We start from the raw sequence: 13,986 nt of genomic DNA, 5'->3' as shown, positions 1-13,986 counted from the left end.
TAATCCTATGATCGAAGCCGCTCCAAATCCCGTGACCACCGTGATGCGCGCCCTCGCCGATCCGACACGGCGCGCCGTGTTCGAGCGCGTCTTCGAGAGCAGGGAGATCAGCGTCGCCGAGCTCACGCGCGGAAGTGGCGTGACGCAAGGCGCGATCTCGCAACATTTGAAGTCCCTCAAGCAGGCCGGCCTCGTCGCCGAGCGTGCCGAGGGCCGCAACGTCTATTACCGTGCCGCGCCGCAAGGCCTCGAACCGCTGGTCTCCTGGATGGACCATTACGGCGTGTTCTGGCGCGAGCGCTTCCAGAACCTGCGTGACCTCTTGAAGGAGATCGATCCGTGAGTGCTGTTGAATTGAAAGCCGAGACAAAAGACATCGTCCTCGACGAGGTGCTCCCTCACGCACCGGAGACGATCTGGAAGGCGCTGACCAGCGCCCAGCTGATCGCGCGCTGGCTGATGCCGCCGACCGGTTTCGAGGCCGTCGAAGGCAACACTTTCACCTACCAGACCACGCCGGGCGGCGCCTGGGATGGCGTCATCCATTGCCGCGTCTTGGAGGTCATGCCGAACCGCCGCCTCGTCTACGCGTGGAAGGGCGGGGATGAGCGCAACACCGGTTACGGCGCGCCGCTCGACACTGTCGTGACGTGGTCCCTCACCCCGGTCGAGGCCGGCACGCGGATCCGTCTGGTTCATGCGGGCTTCGTCATGCCCAGGAACGAATCCGCCTACACGGGCATGAGCGGCGGCTGGAAGAAGGTCGTCCGCCAGCTCGATGAGATCAGCGGCGAAGACAAGTAAGGAGTTATCGCAATGACCAAGCCGTTTACCGGCGGCTGCGCCTGCGGCGCGATCCGCTATTCGATTCTGGGTGAGCCCCTGTTCAGCAATCACTGCCAATGCCGGGACTGCCAGCGCGAAAGCGGTAGCGGCCACGGCTCGTACATGACCTTCGCGCGCGCCGGCGTCACCGTGACGGGCGAAGCGAAGCACTGGGAGATGGTCGGCGACAGCGGCAACGTGAAAACACGCGGTTTCTGCACCCAGTGCGGCTTGCCTGTTTATCTGACCTTCGCGGCCATGCCCGACATCTTCACCATCCGCGCCGCAAGCCTCGACGAACCCGCCCGCTACGAGCCGCAAGTGGTGACTTACGCAGCGCGCGGACATGCCTGGGATCGCCTCGACCCGGACCTTCCGAAGTTCGCGGGCATGCCGCCGGGGTGATAGCTGCCGCGCAAACGGTGCGCTCCCTCCCCCGCTTGCGGAGGGTTGGGGAGAGGGTGTCGCCGCAACGGGACAATCCCCAAGCGGAGAGAGCCCTCACCCGCGCCTTCGGCGCGACCTCTCCCGCAAGCGGGAGAGGTGAAACAACAAGCACCTGCCTCAACTATGAAACTTCAACCCATCGACGATCTTATCGATCACCTTGCGCTCGGCGCGCACAGCGAGACCGACGAGGTTGAGATCGGCCCGCGCCACCGCCCTCACCGCTTCGCGATTGGCGGCATCATGTGTGGTCTTGAACATGTCCTCGGTATAGACCGCCGGCTTGACGCTACGCGTCAGTGCCCGCTCGAGCGCGCGCGTCAATGCGGGACCGTCGGCGCCATAGATCAGGATGGGCTGGCCGATGAGCGCGTGATAGTTCGTGCCCGAAGCGTCTTCATAGGGTTCGCCAATGCAATCGGGAAACGCAGCCGCGATGCCGCTGGTGAGGAAGGCCGCGACGTTGAGCTTCTGCCAGGCTTGAAGATCGGTGCGGATCACGATGGCGATCTTGGTATCGAACTGCATGCAACTCCTCGACTGTCATTCCGGATTCGATGCTACGCACCATCCGAATGACTGCAACAGGAATCAACCCTTCGCGTCGCAGGCCCAGGCGCGGATCACGCATTCCTTGCCGCCGTATTTGTAGCATTCACGCGTGGCGGCATTGAGCGTGGCCGAGATCTTCGGCTTGACGGCATAGCCGTAGGCGCCGCAGGGATTGGAAAGATCGACCGACATCGCGGCGCAGGCGCGCTTCATCGTCACGGTCGTGCAGTCGCCTTTGCACTGCTTCTGCGCCGCCGCACGCGCTTCGTGCTCGGCGCCATAGTCAAAGGCCTGGCCATAGGCGCCGCACTTGCCGACCGCAAATGCACCGGCGGCATGTGCGTCCGTGATGTGGCGAGCGCCCGCGACGCAGACGGACAGCGCAAAGAAAAACATCGCGCAACGGCGCGCGACGACGTTCGAAGCCATGGAAAAACCCCTCCCCCCAAGGCAGGTGGAGTGGACTGTAAGCGCCGGTCGTTTCCAGATGGTGAACGGGGCGTTGAAATTGAGGCGTGCCACCAATTTCGGATCGCAGTCTGGGCAATGGTGGGCATGGCGCTACGCGCCTTAGTCCACCCTAGGTCAGCGTCAGCCCCGCCGTGCCGCTTCCAACGCCTGCGGCGTGTCGATGTCGAGAAAGGCGCTCTCGCCGTCGACCGGCACTTCGGCGACCGCCTCGGTGTGCTTGGCGATCAGATGGCGCGCGCCGACATCGCCATCGAGCGTCATCAACTCCTTGAAGAAGCGGCGCGACCACAGCACGGGGTTGCCGCGGCGGCCTTCGCTGACGGGCACGACGATGAGATTGCCGCGGTCCGGTGCGAACGCGTCGATGAGACGGTCGATCAGACCGGCATCGATCAGCGGCATGTCGCCGAGGCACACCACAGCGCCGTCGGACGTCTCGGGCACGGCCGCAATGCCGGCCTTGACCGAGCTTGCGATGCCGCCGGCGAAATCCGGATTCCGAGCGAAACGCACCTTCAGGCCTTGCAAGGCTTGCTCGATCAGCTCGGTCTGGTGGCCGGTGACGACGATGACCTCCGATGCTTTCGAGGCCAACGCCTGCTCGGTCGCAATCCGCACCAGCTTCTTGCCGTCGAGCTCGGCCAGTAGCTTGTTCGGCCCACCCATCCGGGTCGAACGGCCCGCCGCGAGTACGATGACCGCGACGTGGTTGTTGCCCTCGATCTCCGGTTTTGCGCGCGGCTGCGGGCGCGTGACGATCTCCATGAGGAGGCCACCGACGCCCATACCCATGAGCTCGGAACGGGTCACCTTGATGCCGGCCAGCAGCCGCATCAGCACCCAGTCGAAGCCGTTCTCGACCGGCGACCGCGCGCAGCCGGGCGCGCCCAGCACCGGCACGGTGCCGGCCCGGGCAATCAGCAGCAGATTGCCGGGATCGACCGGCATGCCGAAATGCTCGATCTCGCCGCCGATGCCGGTCACGGCCGCAGGGATCACGTCGCGGCGGTCGGCGATCGCAGATGCCCCGAACACGATCACGAGCTCGGCGCCAAGTCCCAGCAGTTCCTTGACCGCAGCCGACAGCGCCTGCTCCTCATGCGCAACCCGCCGCTCGGCGATGATGCCGGCGCCGGCTGGCGCCAGCCGCTCGGCGGTGACGCGCAACGTCTTGTCGATCACCTTGGAGGACAGGCCGGGCAACAGCGTCGAGACCACGCCGACACGCTTGATGACGTAAGGCGCGATCTTCAGAACGTCGCGACCCGCGGCCTTCACCGCGGCATCACGCAAGTTTCCTTCGACGCCGAACGGGATGATCTTGACGGTGCCGACCATCTCGCCCTCGACCACCGGCTTGAAGGCGGAGAGCGTGGCAAAGGTGATGGCCTCGTCGATATTGTTGATGCGTTCCACCGCGGCGCGATCAATCACCAGCACGCCGGGGCGGGCGGCGAACAGATTGGCGCGACCGGTGAAGGCCCGCTCGACATGAATGCCATCGCCACCGACCGCGAGCGCGATGCTGGCGGCAGCGATGTCCTCGGAGACATCGCCCTCCTCCATCCGCACCACCACAATGTCCTTGATGCCGGCACGCTCCAGCGCCTCGACCTCGGTGGGCCCGATCGTCGTGCCCTTTTTCAACACCAGCGGCCCCTGTCGCAGGGTGTGGACGGTCACCCCGCCGATCGCATCCCTGGGGCTCGCCGGGCCGAACTTCATGCGGCTTCTTCTTTTTCTTTGGGCGGCAGGCGAAGCACGGCCGTGATCTCAGCCATGATCGACACCGAGATCTCGGACGGCGAGACCGCGCCGATCGCAAGCCCGATCGGCGCGTGGATGCGCGCGATGTCAGCCTCCTTGGCGCCCTGCGCCCGCAGCCGGTCGCCGCGCTTGGCGTGCGTCTTCCGCGAGCCGAGCGCGCCGATATAGAAGCAGTTGCGCTCGAAGGCGTGCAGCAGCGCGGGGTCGTCGATCTTGGGATCGTGCGTCACCGCGACGAAGGCCGTGTAGGCATCGACATTGAGCGGCGGCAGCGCCGTGTCTGGCCATTCCGCGACCAGCGGAACGTCGGGGAAGCGCTCGGGGCTCGCAAAGGCCGTGCGCGGATCGACCACGGTGACGTCGTAGCCGAGCGAGCGCGCCAGCGGCGCCAGGGCCTGGCTGATATGGACGGCGCCGACGATGACGAGCTTGGCGGTCGGCGCGTAGACGTTGAGGAAGAGCTTCTTGCCGCCGGCTTCGACGCTGGCGCTCTTGCCCATGCGAAGCTGCTTGTCGAGTTCGGCGCCTAATGGATCCTTGGCAAAATCCTTGGCCTTCACCAGGCGCTGATCACCGCTCTCGGTGTCGGTTACCAGGATCACCGGGCGGCGCGCGGCGCGCTCGGCATTGAGTTCGTGCAGGATTGCGAGCTTCACGGCTAGCCGACCTTCTCGACAAAGACGCGGATGGTGCCGCCGCAGGACAGCCCGACATTCCAGGCAGTCTCGTCGGCCACGCCAAACTCCAGCATCCTGGGCTTGCCGCTCTGGATCACATCCATGGCCTCCGTGACCACGGCGCCCTCGACGCAGCCGCCGGAGACGGACCCCAGGAACGTGCCCTCGTCGTTGATGACGAGGCTCGAGCCCGCCGGACGCGGTGCCGAGCCCCAGGTCTCGACCACGGTGGCTAGCGCGACGCCGCGGCCGGCCTTCTGCCAGTCCTCCGCCGCCTTCAGAATATCCTCGTCGCGATCGAGCATGGCTACCTCTCAGGCTGCGGAGCGGATCAGGCTGCGGTGATGCGGCGGCAGCGGCCGGGAGAGCGTGGTGATCAGCTCCTGGATCGAGCTCAAATTATGTACCGGACGGAATTCGTCAACGTGCGGCAGCATCATTTTGATGCCCTGGGCCTTGGCCTCGAAGCCGCCGAACCGCAGCAGCGGGTTGAGCCAGATCAGCCGCCGGCAGGAGCGGTGCAGCCGGTCCATCTCGAAGGCGAGCTTGGAATCGGCCTCCCGCTCGAGTCCGTCGGAGATCAGCAGCACGATGGCGCCCTGGCTCAGCACGCGCCGCGCCCATAATTTGTTGAAATTGTGCAGGGAAGCCGAGATCCGCGTGCCGCCGGCCCAGTCCTCGACCGAGGCCGAGCAGCTCGCCAGCGCCTCGTCGGGATCGCGCTGGCGCAGCGCCCGGGTCACATTGGTGAGGCGCGTGCCAAACAGGAACACCGAGACACGTTTTCGCGCGTCCCCTATGGCATGCAGGAAATGCAGGAACAGGCGGGTATACTCGCTCATCGAACCCGAGATGTCGAGCAGCGCGACGATCGGCGCCGGTTTCTCGATCCGCCCAAGGCGATGGATGTCGATGATGTCGCCGCCGGTGCGCAAGGACGCGCGTAAGGTGCGGCGCAAATCGAGGCGAAGCCCGCGCGAGTCGGGCCGGTGCCGACGCGTCAGAAGCTCGGCCTGCGGCAATCGCATCCGCTCGACGGCGCGGAGCGCCTCAGTGATCTCAGCCGCGCTCATCTGCGCAAAATCCTTTTTCTGAAGGATTTCCTTGTCCGAGACCGACAGGCGCAAATCCTGCTCCTGGTGCTGCGGCGTCTCCGTCATGCGCGGCTGCGACATCGCCTCCTGGACGCGGCGGGAGCCGGCCTGGGGCTTCTTCTTGGCCTGTTCCGGCAACGGCACCGAATCCAGCATGTGCTTCCACTCTTCCGATGCACGGAAGAACAGGTTGAAGGCCTGCTTGAAGATCAGCGCATGCTCGTGGCGCTTGACGAAGATCGCCTCCAGGGTGGTGAAGACGTCGGCGCGTTTGCCGATGTCGATCACCTCAAGCGCGCTCATGGCATCGATGACCGCACCCGGCCCGACTGGCATGCCCGTCGAACGCAGCGCACGGGCGAAGCCGACGATGTTGTCGGCGAATTGCTCGGTTTGCTCAGGCGCAAGGTGGTTGATGGCCATGCTTCATCACTCTCAGCCGTCATTCCGGGGCGCGCCTCTTGGCGCGAGCCCGGAATCCATTCATCTACTCACTCTGCGCACCAATGGATTCCGGGTTCGCGCTACGCGCGCCCGGAATGACGAGCTCAGTTATGACGCGCCCGCGTCAATTCTCGCTCGTCGCTTCCTTCAGCACCTTCTGCAAGGTGTCGCCCTGCATCCGCGTGATGTCGTCCTGGTATTTGAGCAGCGCGCCCAGCGTGTCGCCGACCACTTGCGGGGTCAGCGAGCGGGCATCGAGCTCCGACAGCGCGGTGGCCCAGTCGATGGTCTCGGCGACGCCGGGCGACTTGTAGAAATCCTGATTGCGCAGCGCCTGGACGAAGCGCACGACCTGCTGCGACAATTTTGCGGAGATGCCCGGCACGCGCGATTTGACGATCGCGAGCTCGCGATCGGCGTCGGGATAATCGACCCAGTGATAGAGACAGCGCCGCTTCAGCGCGTCGTGGATCTCGCGGGTGCGGTTGGAGGTGATGATGACGATTGGCGGGCTTGGCGCCTTGACGGTGCCGAATTCGGGGATCGTCACCTGGAAGTCGCTGAGGATTTCGAGCAGATACGCCTCGAACGCCTCGTCGGCGCGGTCGAGCTCGTCGATCAGGAGCACCGGCGGTCCCGCAACGTCGGGCTCCAGCGCCTGCAGCAGCGGCCGCTTGATCATGTAGCGGTCGGCGAAGATATCGGAGGAGAGCTGATCGCGATCGGTGTCTCCGGCGGCTTCCGCCATCCGGATCGCGATCATCTGCGCGGCGCTATTCCACTCGTAGACCGCGGAGGAGACGTCGAGGCCTTCGTAACACTGCAGGCGGATCAGCTTCCGCCCCAGCGCCGCCGACAGCACTTTTGCGATCTCGGTCTTGCCGACGCCGGCCTCGCCTTCCAGAAACAGCGGCCGGCCCATGCGCAGCGACAGATAGGTCACCGTGGCCAGCGATCGCTCGGCGAGATAGCCGCGCGACGTCAGGAGTTCGAGCATCGAATCGACCGATGCCGGCAATACAACTGAAGTGTTGGCACCGGGCGTATTGGCCGCTGAGGTCATGAAAAAGCCAGTCTCGCTACGCCCTCACCGGGGACAAGTTTGGGCCGAGGCGTGAGGATCACTCACTCCTTGGCGTTGGCGGCGTCGAGGGCGCGCCGCGTCAGCACGCCGATGAGGTGCGCGCGGTATTCGGCGCTGCCATGGATGTCGCTGTTGAGGCCGTCCGCCGGCACCTCGATCCCGTCAAGCGCCTTCGCGGCGAAGCGCTTCTTCAAGGCTTCCTCGAACGCGGTGACACGAAACACGCCTTCGGAGCCGGCGCCGGTGACCGCGACCCGCACGTCTGAGGGACGCCGCGCCACGAACACGCCGACCAGCGCGTAACGCGAGGCCTGGTTACGGAACTTGATATAGGCCGCCTTCTTCGGCAGCGGGAACATCACCTTGGTGATGATCTCGTCGGCTTCGAGTGCCGTCGTGAACAGGCCCTGGAAATACTCCTCTGCCTTGAGGCGGCGCTTGTTGGTGACGATGGTCGCGCCGAGCGCAAGCACGGCAGCCGGATAGTCCGCGGTCGGATCGTTGTTGGCGAGCGAGCCGCCGATCGTGCCCTTGTGGCGCACGGCGGGATCGCCGATTCCGCCGGCCAGGTTCGCGAGCGCCGGGATCGCCTCGCCGACGATGGCGGAGCTTGCGACCTCGGCATGCCTGGCGGTGGCACCGATCACGAGCGCGCGGCCCTTCATCTCAATCGTGTTGAGACCATCGATGTGAGAGAGGTCAACCAGATGCGGCGGGCTGGCCAGGCGCTGTTTCATGACGGGAATCAGCGTGTGGCCGCCGGCGATCACCTTGGCGTCTTCGTTCTTCACCAGGAGGTTAACGGCCTGCCGAACGGTCCCGGGGCGATGATATTTGAAATCGTACATCTGAATGTCCTGATCGCAGAGTGCGCGCGCGGCTTAAGCGAGATCGGATTTCGCCATCGCCTTGGCGCCGGCGGAGATCGAGGTGACGATGTTCTGGTAGCCGGTGCAGCGGCAGAGATTGCCTTCCAGCTCCTCGCGGATGGTGTGGTCGTCGAGCTCGTTGCCCTTGCGATGGACGATGTCGATCGCGGTCATGATCATGCCGGGCGTGCAGAAGCCGCACTGCAGGCCATGGTGTTCGCGGAAGGCCTCCTGCATCGGATGCAGCGGCGCGCCGTCGGCGGCCAACCCCTCGATCGTCTTGACCTCGTGGCCGTCGGCCATCACGGCGAGCGTGGTGCAGGACTTCACGGCCTTGCCGTCCAGATGCACGACGCAGGCGCCGCACTGCGAAGTGTCGCAGCCGACATGGGTGCCGGTGAGCCGCAGATTCTCGCGCAGGAACTGCACCAGCAGGGTGCGGGGATCGACATTGGCCGTGACAGGATTGCCGTTCACGATGAGGGAGATTTTTGCCATAAGCACTCTCTATCAGCGCCCCGACGGGTCCCGTCGAAGCGGTTCTTATAATTATTCCAACCCATCATATGGGCCATTATGCCCCGGGGCAACATCACCGGGAATGCAAGGTGCCATGACAAAACGCGATATGCCGAAAGTCGCGATGTTTGAGGTATTGGCCTTCAGCCCTGTACCGCCTTGGCGAAGTTCGCGAAAAATTCGTCGGCCAGTTTCTTGGCGGCGCCATTGATCAGGCGCTGGCCGAGCTGCGCCAACTTGCCGCCGATCTGCGCCTCGACCTCGTAGGACAAAAGCGTGCCGCCGTCCTTCTCCGCAAGCTTGACCACGGCGCCACCCTTGGCGAAGCCGGCCACCCCGCCCTCGCCTTCGCCGGAGATCTTGTAGCCGTTCGGCGGGTCGAGATCAGACAGCGTGACCTTGCCCTTGAAGCGCGCCGACACCGGACCGACCTTCATTTTCGCCGTTGCGCGAAAGCCGCCATCGTCGGTCTTCTCCAGCTCCTCGCAGCCGGGGATGCAGGCCTTCAGCACCTCGGCATCGTTGAGCTTGGCCCACACGGCCTCGCGCGGCGCCGCAAGCTGGACTTCGCCGTTCATCGTCATGGCCATTGGGTGCCTCCCGGGATATCGAACTTGGATCGCGCAACTAAATAAGGCTGCTCAAGTACCGCAGAGAGGCGGCAAAAGAAAGGGTGGCCCTCGGTCACGTGCAATGCATATTCGCAACTGCAAAAAGCTTGCGCCGCCGGTTTGGGATTGGCACAGGCGGGCCATGGTGGTTAGGTCCCGCACAATATGAGCACATCCCTCTCCCCCCTGCTCGCGCCGATGCTGTCGAGCGTGGCCATGCGCGCGGTCTGCGACGACCGGTCGACCCTCCAGAATATGCTCGATTTCGAGGCAGCCCTGGCCCGAGCCGAGGCGGCAACGGGTGTGATTCCCGCGTCAGCGGTGGGCCCGATCGAAGCCGCGTGCAAGGCCGATACCTTTGACATGGCCGCGCTGGCCGAGGCCGCGACGCGGTCCGGCAATCTCGCGATCCCCCTGGTCAAGATTCTAACCGCCAATGTCGGCAAGGCCGACGCCGAGGCCGCCCGCTATGTGCATTGGGGCGCGACCAGTCAGGACGTCATCGACACCGCGACCATGCTCACGCTTCGCGCCGGCATCGATGCGTTGGACGCCGATCTCAGCCGCGCCATCAAGGGCTTTGCCGCGCTGGCACGAGCCCACCGCAACACGGCAATGGTGGCGCGAACCTGGCTCCAGCACGCGCTGCCGATGCCGTTCGGGCTGAAGGCCGCCGAATACGCCGCAAGCCTTGCCCGCGCCCGCTGCCGCCTCAGGCGGCTGCGCCGCGAAGGCCTCGCGCTGCAATTCGGCGGTGCGGCCGGCACGCTAGCCGCGCTCGGCGACAAGGGGCTCGCGGTCGCCGAGCGATTGGCGCAGGAGCTCAACCTGCCGCTGCCAGAAGCCCCCTGGCACACCCACCGCGACCGCATCGCGGAAGCCGCGTCGAGCTTTGCGATTCTCGCCGGAAGCTGCGGCAAGATCGCGCGCGACATCTCGCTGCTGATGCAGACCGACGTGGCCGAGGCGTTCGAGCCTGCCGGCGAAGGCCGCGGCGGCTCCTCGACCATGCCGCACAAGCGCAACCCTGTGGCCGCAGCAAGCGCCCTGGGCTGCGCAACCATGGCACCCCAGCTCGCCGCGACGATTTTTGCCGCACAGGTGCAGGACCATGAGCGCAGCGCCGGCCCGTGGCACGCGGAATGGCCGACGCTGCCGCAATTGATGCTGGTCACCTCCGGTGCCCTCGCGGCGATCGTCGATATCGCCGAAGGCCTCGATGTCGATGCGGCGCGCATGCGCAGCAATCTCGATGCGACGCACGGCCTGATCATGGCGGAAGCGGTCACCTTTGCGCTAGCCGAGACGATCGGCAAGAGCGATGCGCATCATCTCGTTGAAGCCGCGAGCAAGCGCGCGGTCGCCGAGAAGAAGCATCTGCGGGAAGTGTTGTTGGTTGATTCGCAGGTCGCCGCGCATCTTACGGCACAGAAAATTGCGGCGTTGTTCGAGCCGATGGCCTATCAAGGCGCTTCCCAAGCCCTGATCGACCGCCTGCTCGACAGCCTCGAACGCGAATGCAGCAGTCCTGAGCGCAAATAAAACGGAGACGCCCGCATGCCCATGATCGATGCCGACGGTTGCCTGATCAACGTCTCCGTCGAGGGCCGCGACGGCGGGCCGACGCTGATGCTCTCGAACTCGCTCGGCTGCACGCTGCAGATGTGGGAGCCGCAGATGAAGGCACTGACGCAGATATTCCGCGTCATCCGCTACGACCGCCGCGGACACGGCAAGTCCAATGTTCCGCCCGGCCCCTATACGATGGAGCGCTTCGGCCGCGACGTGCTGGCGATCCTTGACGACCTCAATATCGAGAAAGTGCACTGGTGCGGCCTGTCGATGGGCGGCATGGTCGGACAATGGCTGGGCGCGAATGCGCCGGAGCGCTTCGGCAAGCTCATCCTCGCCAACACCTCCTGCTACTATGCCGAGCCGACCAAATGGCTGGAACGCATCGATGCCGTGAAAAAGGGCGGCATCGCCGCCGTCGCCGATGCCGTTATTGCCGGCTGGCTCACCCAGGATTTCCGAGAGCGCGCGCCCGACATCACCGCCAGGATGAAGGCGATGCTGCTGGCCTCGCCGGTCGAAGGCTATCTCGCCTGCTGCGAGGCGCTGTCGACGCTCGACCAGCGCGCGCTGCTGCCGAAGATCAAGAGCCCGACGCTGGTGATCGCCGGCCGCCACGACATGGCGACGCCGATTTCGGCGGCTGAATTGATCCGCTCAAGCATTCCCGGCGCGAGCATGACCATCATCGACGCCGCCCACATCTCCAATGTCGAGCAGCCGCACGCGTTCACCGACGCGGTGGTCGGCTTTTTGACGCAACGCTGATTGCGCCATCGTCATTCCGGGGCGATGCGAAGCATCGCACCCGGAATCTCGATCCGCATTCACCCACTTCGAGATTCCGGGTTCGCCTCTCCGAGGCGCCCCGGAATGACTGATCCGGAGGAGAACAGCATGGACGACCAGAAACGCGGCGATGCCGGCATGAACGTGCGCCGAAAAGTGCTGGGCAATGCCTGGGTCGACAAGTCGATCGCGGGTCGCAATGCATTCAACACCGATTTCCAGGACATGATCACGCGCTACGCCTGGGGCGAGATCTGGACGCGGCCGCATTTCGACGAGCGCACGCGGCGAGTGCTGGTGATCGGCACCATGGTTGCGCTTGGCCAATGGGACGAATTTCGCCTGCATGTGCGCGCGGCCCTCGCCGAGGGTGGCTTCACGCCCGACGACATCAAGGAAATCCTGCTGCAGCAGGCGATCTATTGCGGCGTGCCGGCGGCGAACCACGCCGTCAAGGAAGCCTCAGCCATTGTGCAGGAGCTCGGCCTGCTCAAGACCTAGCGGCGGGGTGGCCTCGACGGTCTTCTGAACGATCTTGGGCGCCGCCGCGGGCCGTTCGATCACCACCACGATGGCGGCACCGAGCAGGAGCAGGAGCTCGGTGGCGTGCAGCCGCAGCGCGGCCATCTCGCCGACCTTCGAAGCCATGATCATGCTCGCAAACGAGATCAGGCTGCCGATCGCGAGCGCGATGCCGAGCGCTTCGTCGCTGCCGCCGTTCTTGCGGACGCGGGGGATGCAGAGCAGCGCAAGGTAGATCGCAAAGAACGCCACCACCGTCAGTCGCCCCAGTGCCAGCAGCCAGGCGGCGCGCACGGTGTCCATCCCCGCCATGTGGAGATGGTCGCTGAGGAAAAGAGCCACTGCGACGCTCGGCCGCTCATAAAGGCCGTGAACCGGCGCCACCATAATGTTGAAGGCAACGAGGGTCCAGGCCGGGATGAAATAGGTCGCCAGAAGTGCGCCGTTGACCGAACCGATCCGCCAGTTTCCGAACATGCCGCTTCCCGCTTCGCTTAGCCCGCGCCTTCGATGGAAGGCCTTGCCGGGAGCTAACTCGCATCAGACTGTGGCGGCAATTTAAACCCTTCGTTTACCTTAACTGCTCCCGACAGGCATCCAATCGGGCGCCAGCGGAACCGGTTCCGCCCCTTGGTGGGGAACCGGAGCCCCAAATGATCTCTGTAAAAGCCTTGATGCGGAGGCGGGGCCGGTTGCAGCCGCCAGTTCCCTCCTGTTACAAAACGAGAATGCTTAAGGGCTGCCGGGGCCCGAGAAGAAACCAGCACACTCTCTCGAAGAGCTCCCTTTGAGCCGCGTCAGATTTGGGTACGGCAGCCTATGGATTATTTCGCCCAGCAGCTCATCAACGGCCTCGTGCTCGGCTCGATCTACGGGCTGATCGCGATCGGCTACACGATGGTCTACGGCATCGTCGGGATGATCAACTTCGCCCATGGCGATGTCTTCATGATCGGCGGCTTCATCGCCCTGATCACCTTCCTTCTCCTGGTCTCGACCGGCCTGACTGCGGTCCCGGTGATCCTTTTGATCGTGATCCTGGTCTCGATGGCGATCACCGCCCTGTATGGCTGGACCATCGAGCGCATTGCCTACCGTCCGCTGCGCCACTCCTTCCGCCTCGCGCCGATGCTGTCGGCGATCGGCATGTCGTTCGTGCTGACCAACTATTCGCAGGTGGCGCAAGGCGCGCGGGTGAAGCCAGTGCCGCCGGTGATCACCGGCGGCTACACGCTGCACGAGAGCGCCGATGGCTTCGTCATCCAGCTCTCCAACATCCAGATCGTGGTGGTCATCACCACCATCGTGCTGCTGGCGATCTTCACCTGGCTGGTGTCGCGCACCCGGCTCGGGCGCGATATGCGCGCTTGCGAGCAGGACCAGACCATGGCGGCGCTGCTCGGCGTCAACGTCGACCGCACCATCTCCATGACCTTCGTGATCGGCGCTGCGCTGGCCGCGGTGGCCGGCCTGATGTACCTGCTCTATTACGGGCTGGTCGATTTCTTCATGGGCTTCGTCGCCGGCATCAAGGCGTTCACCGCGGCCGTACTCGGCGGCATCGGCTCGCTGCCCGGCGCCATGCTCGGGGGGCTCGCGATCGGGCTGATCGAGACGTTCTGGTCGGCCTATTTCTCGGTCGAGTACAAGGACGTCGCCGCGTTCTCGATCCTGATCGTCGTGCTGATCTTCATGCCGACCGGCCTGCTCGGCCGCCCCGAAGTCGAAAAAGTCTGACGGTCG

General features: G+C 64.9%; 18 protein-coding genes. 7 read left to right on the top strand and 11 right to left on the bottom strand.

The window, feature by feature from the left end; translation table 11 throughout:
- Positions 1-7: 7 nt before the first annotated feature.
- Genes AC0L2J_RS16440 through AC0L2J_RS16430 form a run of 3 tightly spaced genes read left to right on the top strand, consistent with a single transcriptional unit; the run spans position 8 to position 1,230 of the window.
- Positions 8-343, top strand: a complete 336-nt coding sequence (locus tag AC0L2J_RS16440) for an ArsR/SmtB family transcription factor (protein ID WP_063995808.1) — start codon at positions 8-10, stop codon at positions 341-343.
- Positions 340-804 (top strand): SRPBCC family protein, encoded by a 465-nt coding sequence (locus tag AC0L2J_RS16435; RefSeq protein WP_473392004.1) that lies wholly within the window; start codon positions 340-342, stop codon positions 802-804. The genes AC0L2J_RS16440 and AC0L2J_RS16435 overlap by 4 nt, the downstream gene beginning before the upstream one ends.
- A 12-nt stretch (positions 805-816) precedes the next feature.
- Positions 817-1,230, top strand: a complete 414-nt coding sequence (locus AC0L2J_RS16430; protein WP_473392001.1) for a GFA family protein — start codon at positions 817-819, stop codon at positions 1,228-1,230.
- A gap of 159 nt (positions 1,231-1,389) precedes the next feature.
- Here the strand turns inward: AC0L2J_RS16430 and AC0L2J_RS16425 are convergent, their stop codons facing one another.
- From AC0L2J_RS16425 to AC0L2J_RS16380, 10 genes are all read right to left on the bottom strand, one after another.
- Complete coding sequence (locus AC0L2J_RS16425) at positions 1,390-1,800, bottom strand: DUF2000 family protein (protein ID WP_473391997.1); 411 nt, start codon at positions 1,798-1,800, stop codon at positions 1,390-1,392.
- 63 nt (positions 1,801-1,863) lie between these two features.
- Positions 1,864-2,253, bottom strand: coding sequence for a DUF4189 domain-containing protein (locus AC0L2J_RS16420; RefSeq protein ID WP_007611990.1), 390 nt, complete (start codon positions 2,251-2,253; stop codon positions 1,864-1,866).
- A gap of 162 nt (positions 2,254-2,415) precedes the next feature.
- On the bottom strand, positions 2,416-4,020 hold the full coding sequence (locus AC0L2J_RS16415; protein ID WP_473391993.1) for an NTP transferase domain-containing protein: 1,605 nt from the start codon (positions 4,018-4,020) through the stop codon (positions 2,416-2,418).
- Positions 4,017-4,718, bottom strand: coding sequence for an XdhC family protein (locus tag AC0L2J_RS16410; RefSeq protein WP_473391990.1), 702 nt, complete (start codon positions 4,716-4,718; stop codon positions 4,017-4,019). Before AC0L2J_RS16410 ends, AC0L2J_RS16415 begins: the two co-directional genes overlap by 4 nt.
- A 2-nt stretch (positions 4,719-4,720) precedes the next feature.
- Positions 4,721-5,044, bottom strand: coding sequence for an XdhC family protein (locus tag AC0L2J_RS16405; RefSeq protein ID WP_007602422.1), 324 nt, complete (start codon positions 5,042-5,044; stop codon positions 4,721-4,723).
- 9 nt (positions 5,045-5,053) lie between these two features.
- Entirely contained in the window at positions 5,054-6,256 is a 1,203-nt protein-coding gene (locus AC0L2J_RS16400; protein ID WP_473391987.1) for a vWA domain-containing protein, read from the bottom strand.
- A 145-nt stretch (positions 6,257-6,401) separates the two neighbouring features.
- On the bottom strand, positions 6,402-7,340 hold the full coding sequence (locus tag AC0L2J_RS16395; RefSeq protein WP_007612006.1) for an AAA family ATPase: 939 nt from the start codon (positions 7,338-7,340) through the stop codon (positions 6,402-6,404).
- Between the two features lie 62 nt (positions 7,341-7,402).
- Entirely contained in the window at positions 7,403-8,209 is an 807-nt protein-coding gene (locus AC0L2J_RS16390) for an FAD binding domain-containing protein (protein ID WP_473391984.1), read from the bottom strand.
- 33 nt (positions 8,210-8,242) lie between these two features.
- A complete protein-coding gene (locus AC0L2J_RS16385) occupies positions 8,243-8,728 on the bottom strand; it encodes a (2Fe-2S)-binding protein (RefSeq protein ID WP_007602418.1) in 486 nt (161 codons plus the stop codon).
- A 164-nt stretch (positions 8,729-8,892) separates the two neighbouring features.
- Positions 8,893-9,339, bottom strand: a complete 447-nt coding sequence (locus AC0L2J_RS16380; RefSeq protein ID WP_018455582.1) for an SRPBCC family protein — start codon at positions 9,337-9,339, stop codon at positions 8,893-8,895.
- Between the two features lie 186 nt (positions 9,340-9,525).
- Between AC0L2J_RS16380 and AC0L2J_RS16375 the strand changes: the two genes are divergently transcribed.
- From AC0L2J_RS16375 to AC0L2J_RS16365, 3 genes are all read left to right on the top strand, one after another.
- Positions 9,526-10,902 (top strand): 3-carboxy-cis,cis-muconate cycloisomerase, encoded by a 1,377-nt coding sequence (locus AC0L2J_RS16375; RefSeq protein WP_473391980.1) that lies wholly within the window; start codon positions 9,526-9,528, stop codon positions 10,900-10,902.
- 15 nt (positions 10,903-10,917) lie between these two features.
- The gene (pcaD, locus tag AC0L2J_RS16370) at positions 10,918-11,700 is read left to right on the top strand and encodes a 3-oxoadipate enol-lactonase (protein WP_007612022.1); all 783 of its coding nucleotides are present in this window, start codon (positions 10,918-10,920) and stop codon (positions 11,698-11,700) included.
- Positions 11,701-11,829: 129 nt separating this feature from the next.
- On the top strand, positions 11,830-12,222 hold the full coding sequence (locus tag AC0L2J_RS16365; RefSeq protein WP_473391976.1) for a carboxymuconolactone decarboxylase family protein: 393 nt from the start codon (positions 11,830-11,832) through the stop codon (positions 12,220-12,222).
- On the opposite strand, the gene AC0L2J_RS16360 is transcribed toward AC0L2J_RS16365, so the two are convergent.
- Entirely contained in the window at positions 12,184-12,720 is a 537-nt protein-coding gene (locus tag AC0L2J_RS16360) for a hypothetical protein (RefSeq protein WP_473391973.1), read from the bottom strand. The genes AC0L2J_RS16365 and AC0L2J_RS16360 overlap by 39 nt on opposite strands.
- A 342-nt stretch (positions 12,721-13,062) precedes the next feature.
- Here AC0L2J_RS16360 and AC0L2J_RS16355 point away from each other — a divergent pair, with 342 nt between their 5' ends.
- Positions 13,063-13,980: an ABC transporter permease subunit gene (locus AC0L2J_RS16355; RefSeq protein WP_018455577.1), complete on the top strand. Its 918-nt coding sequence runs from the start codon at positions 13,063-13,065 to the stop codon at positions 13,978-13,980.
- Positions 13,981-13,986 lie beyond the last annotated feature (6 nt).

This window comes from Bradyrhizobium sp. MV1.5 (genome assembly GCF_055807615.1).
This window is presented reverse-complemented; position numbering and strand designations above follow the sequence as displayed.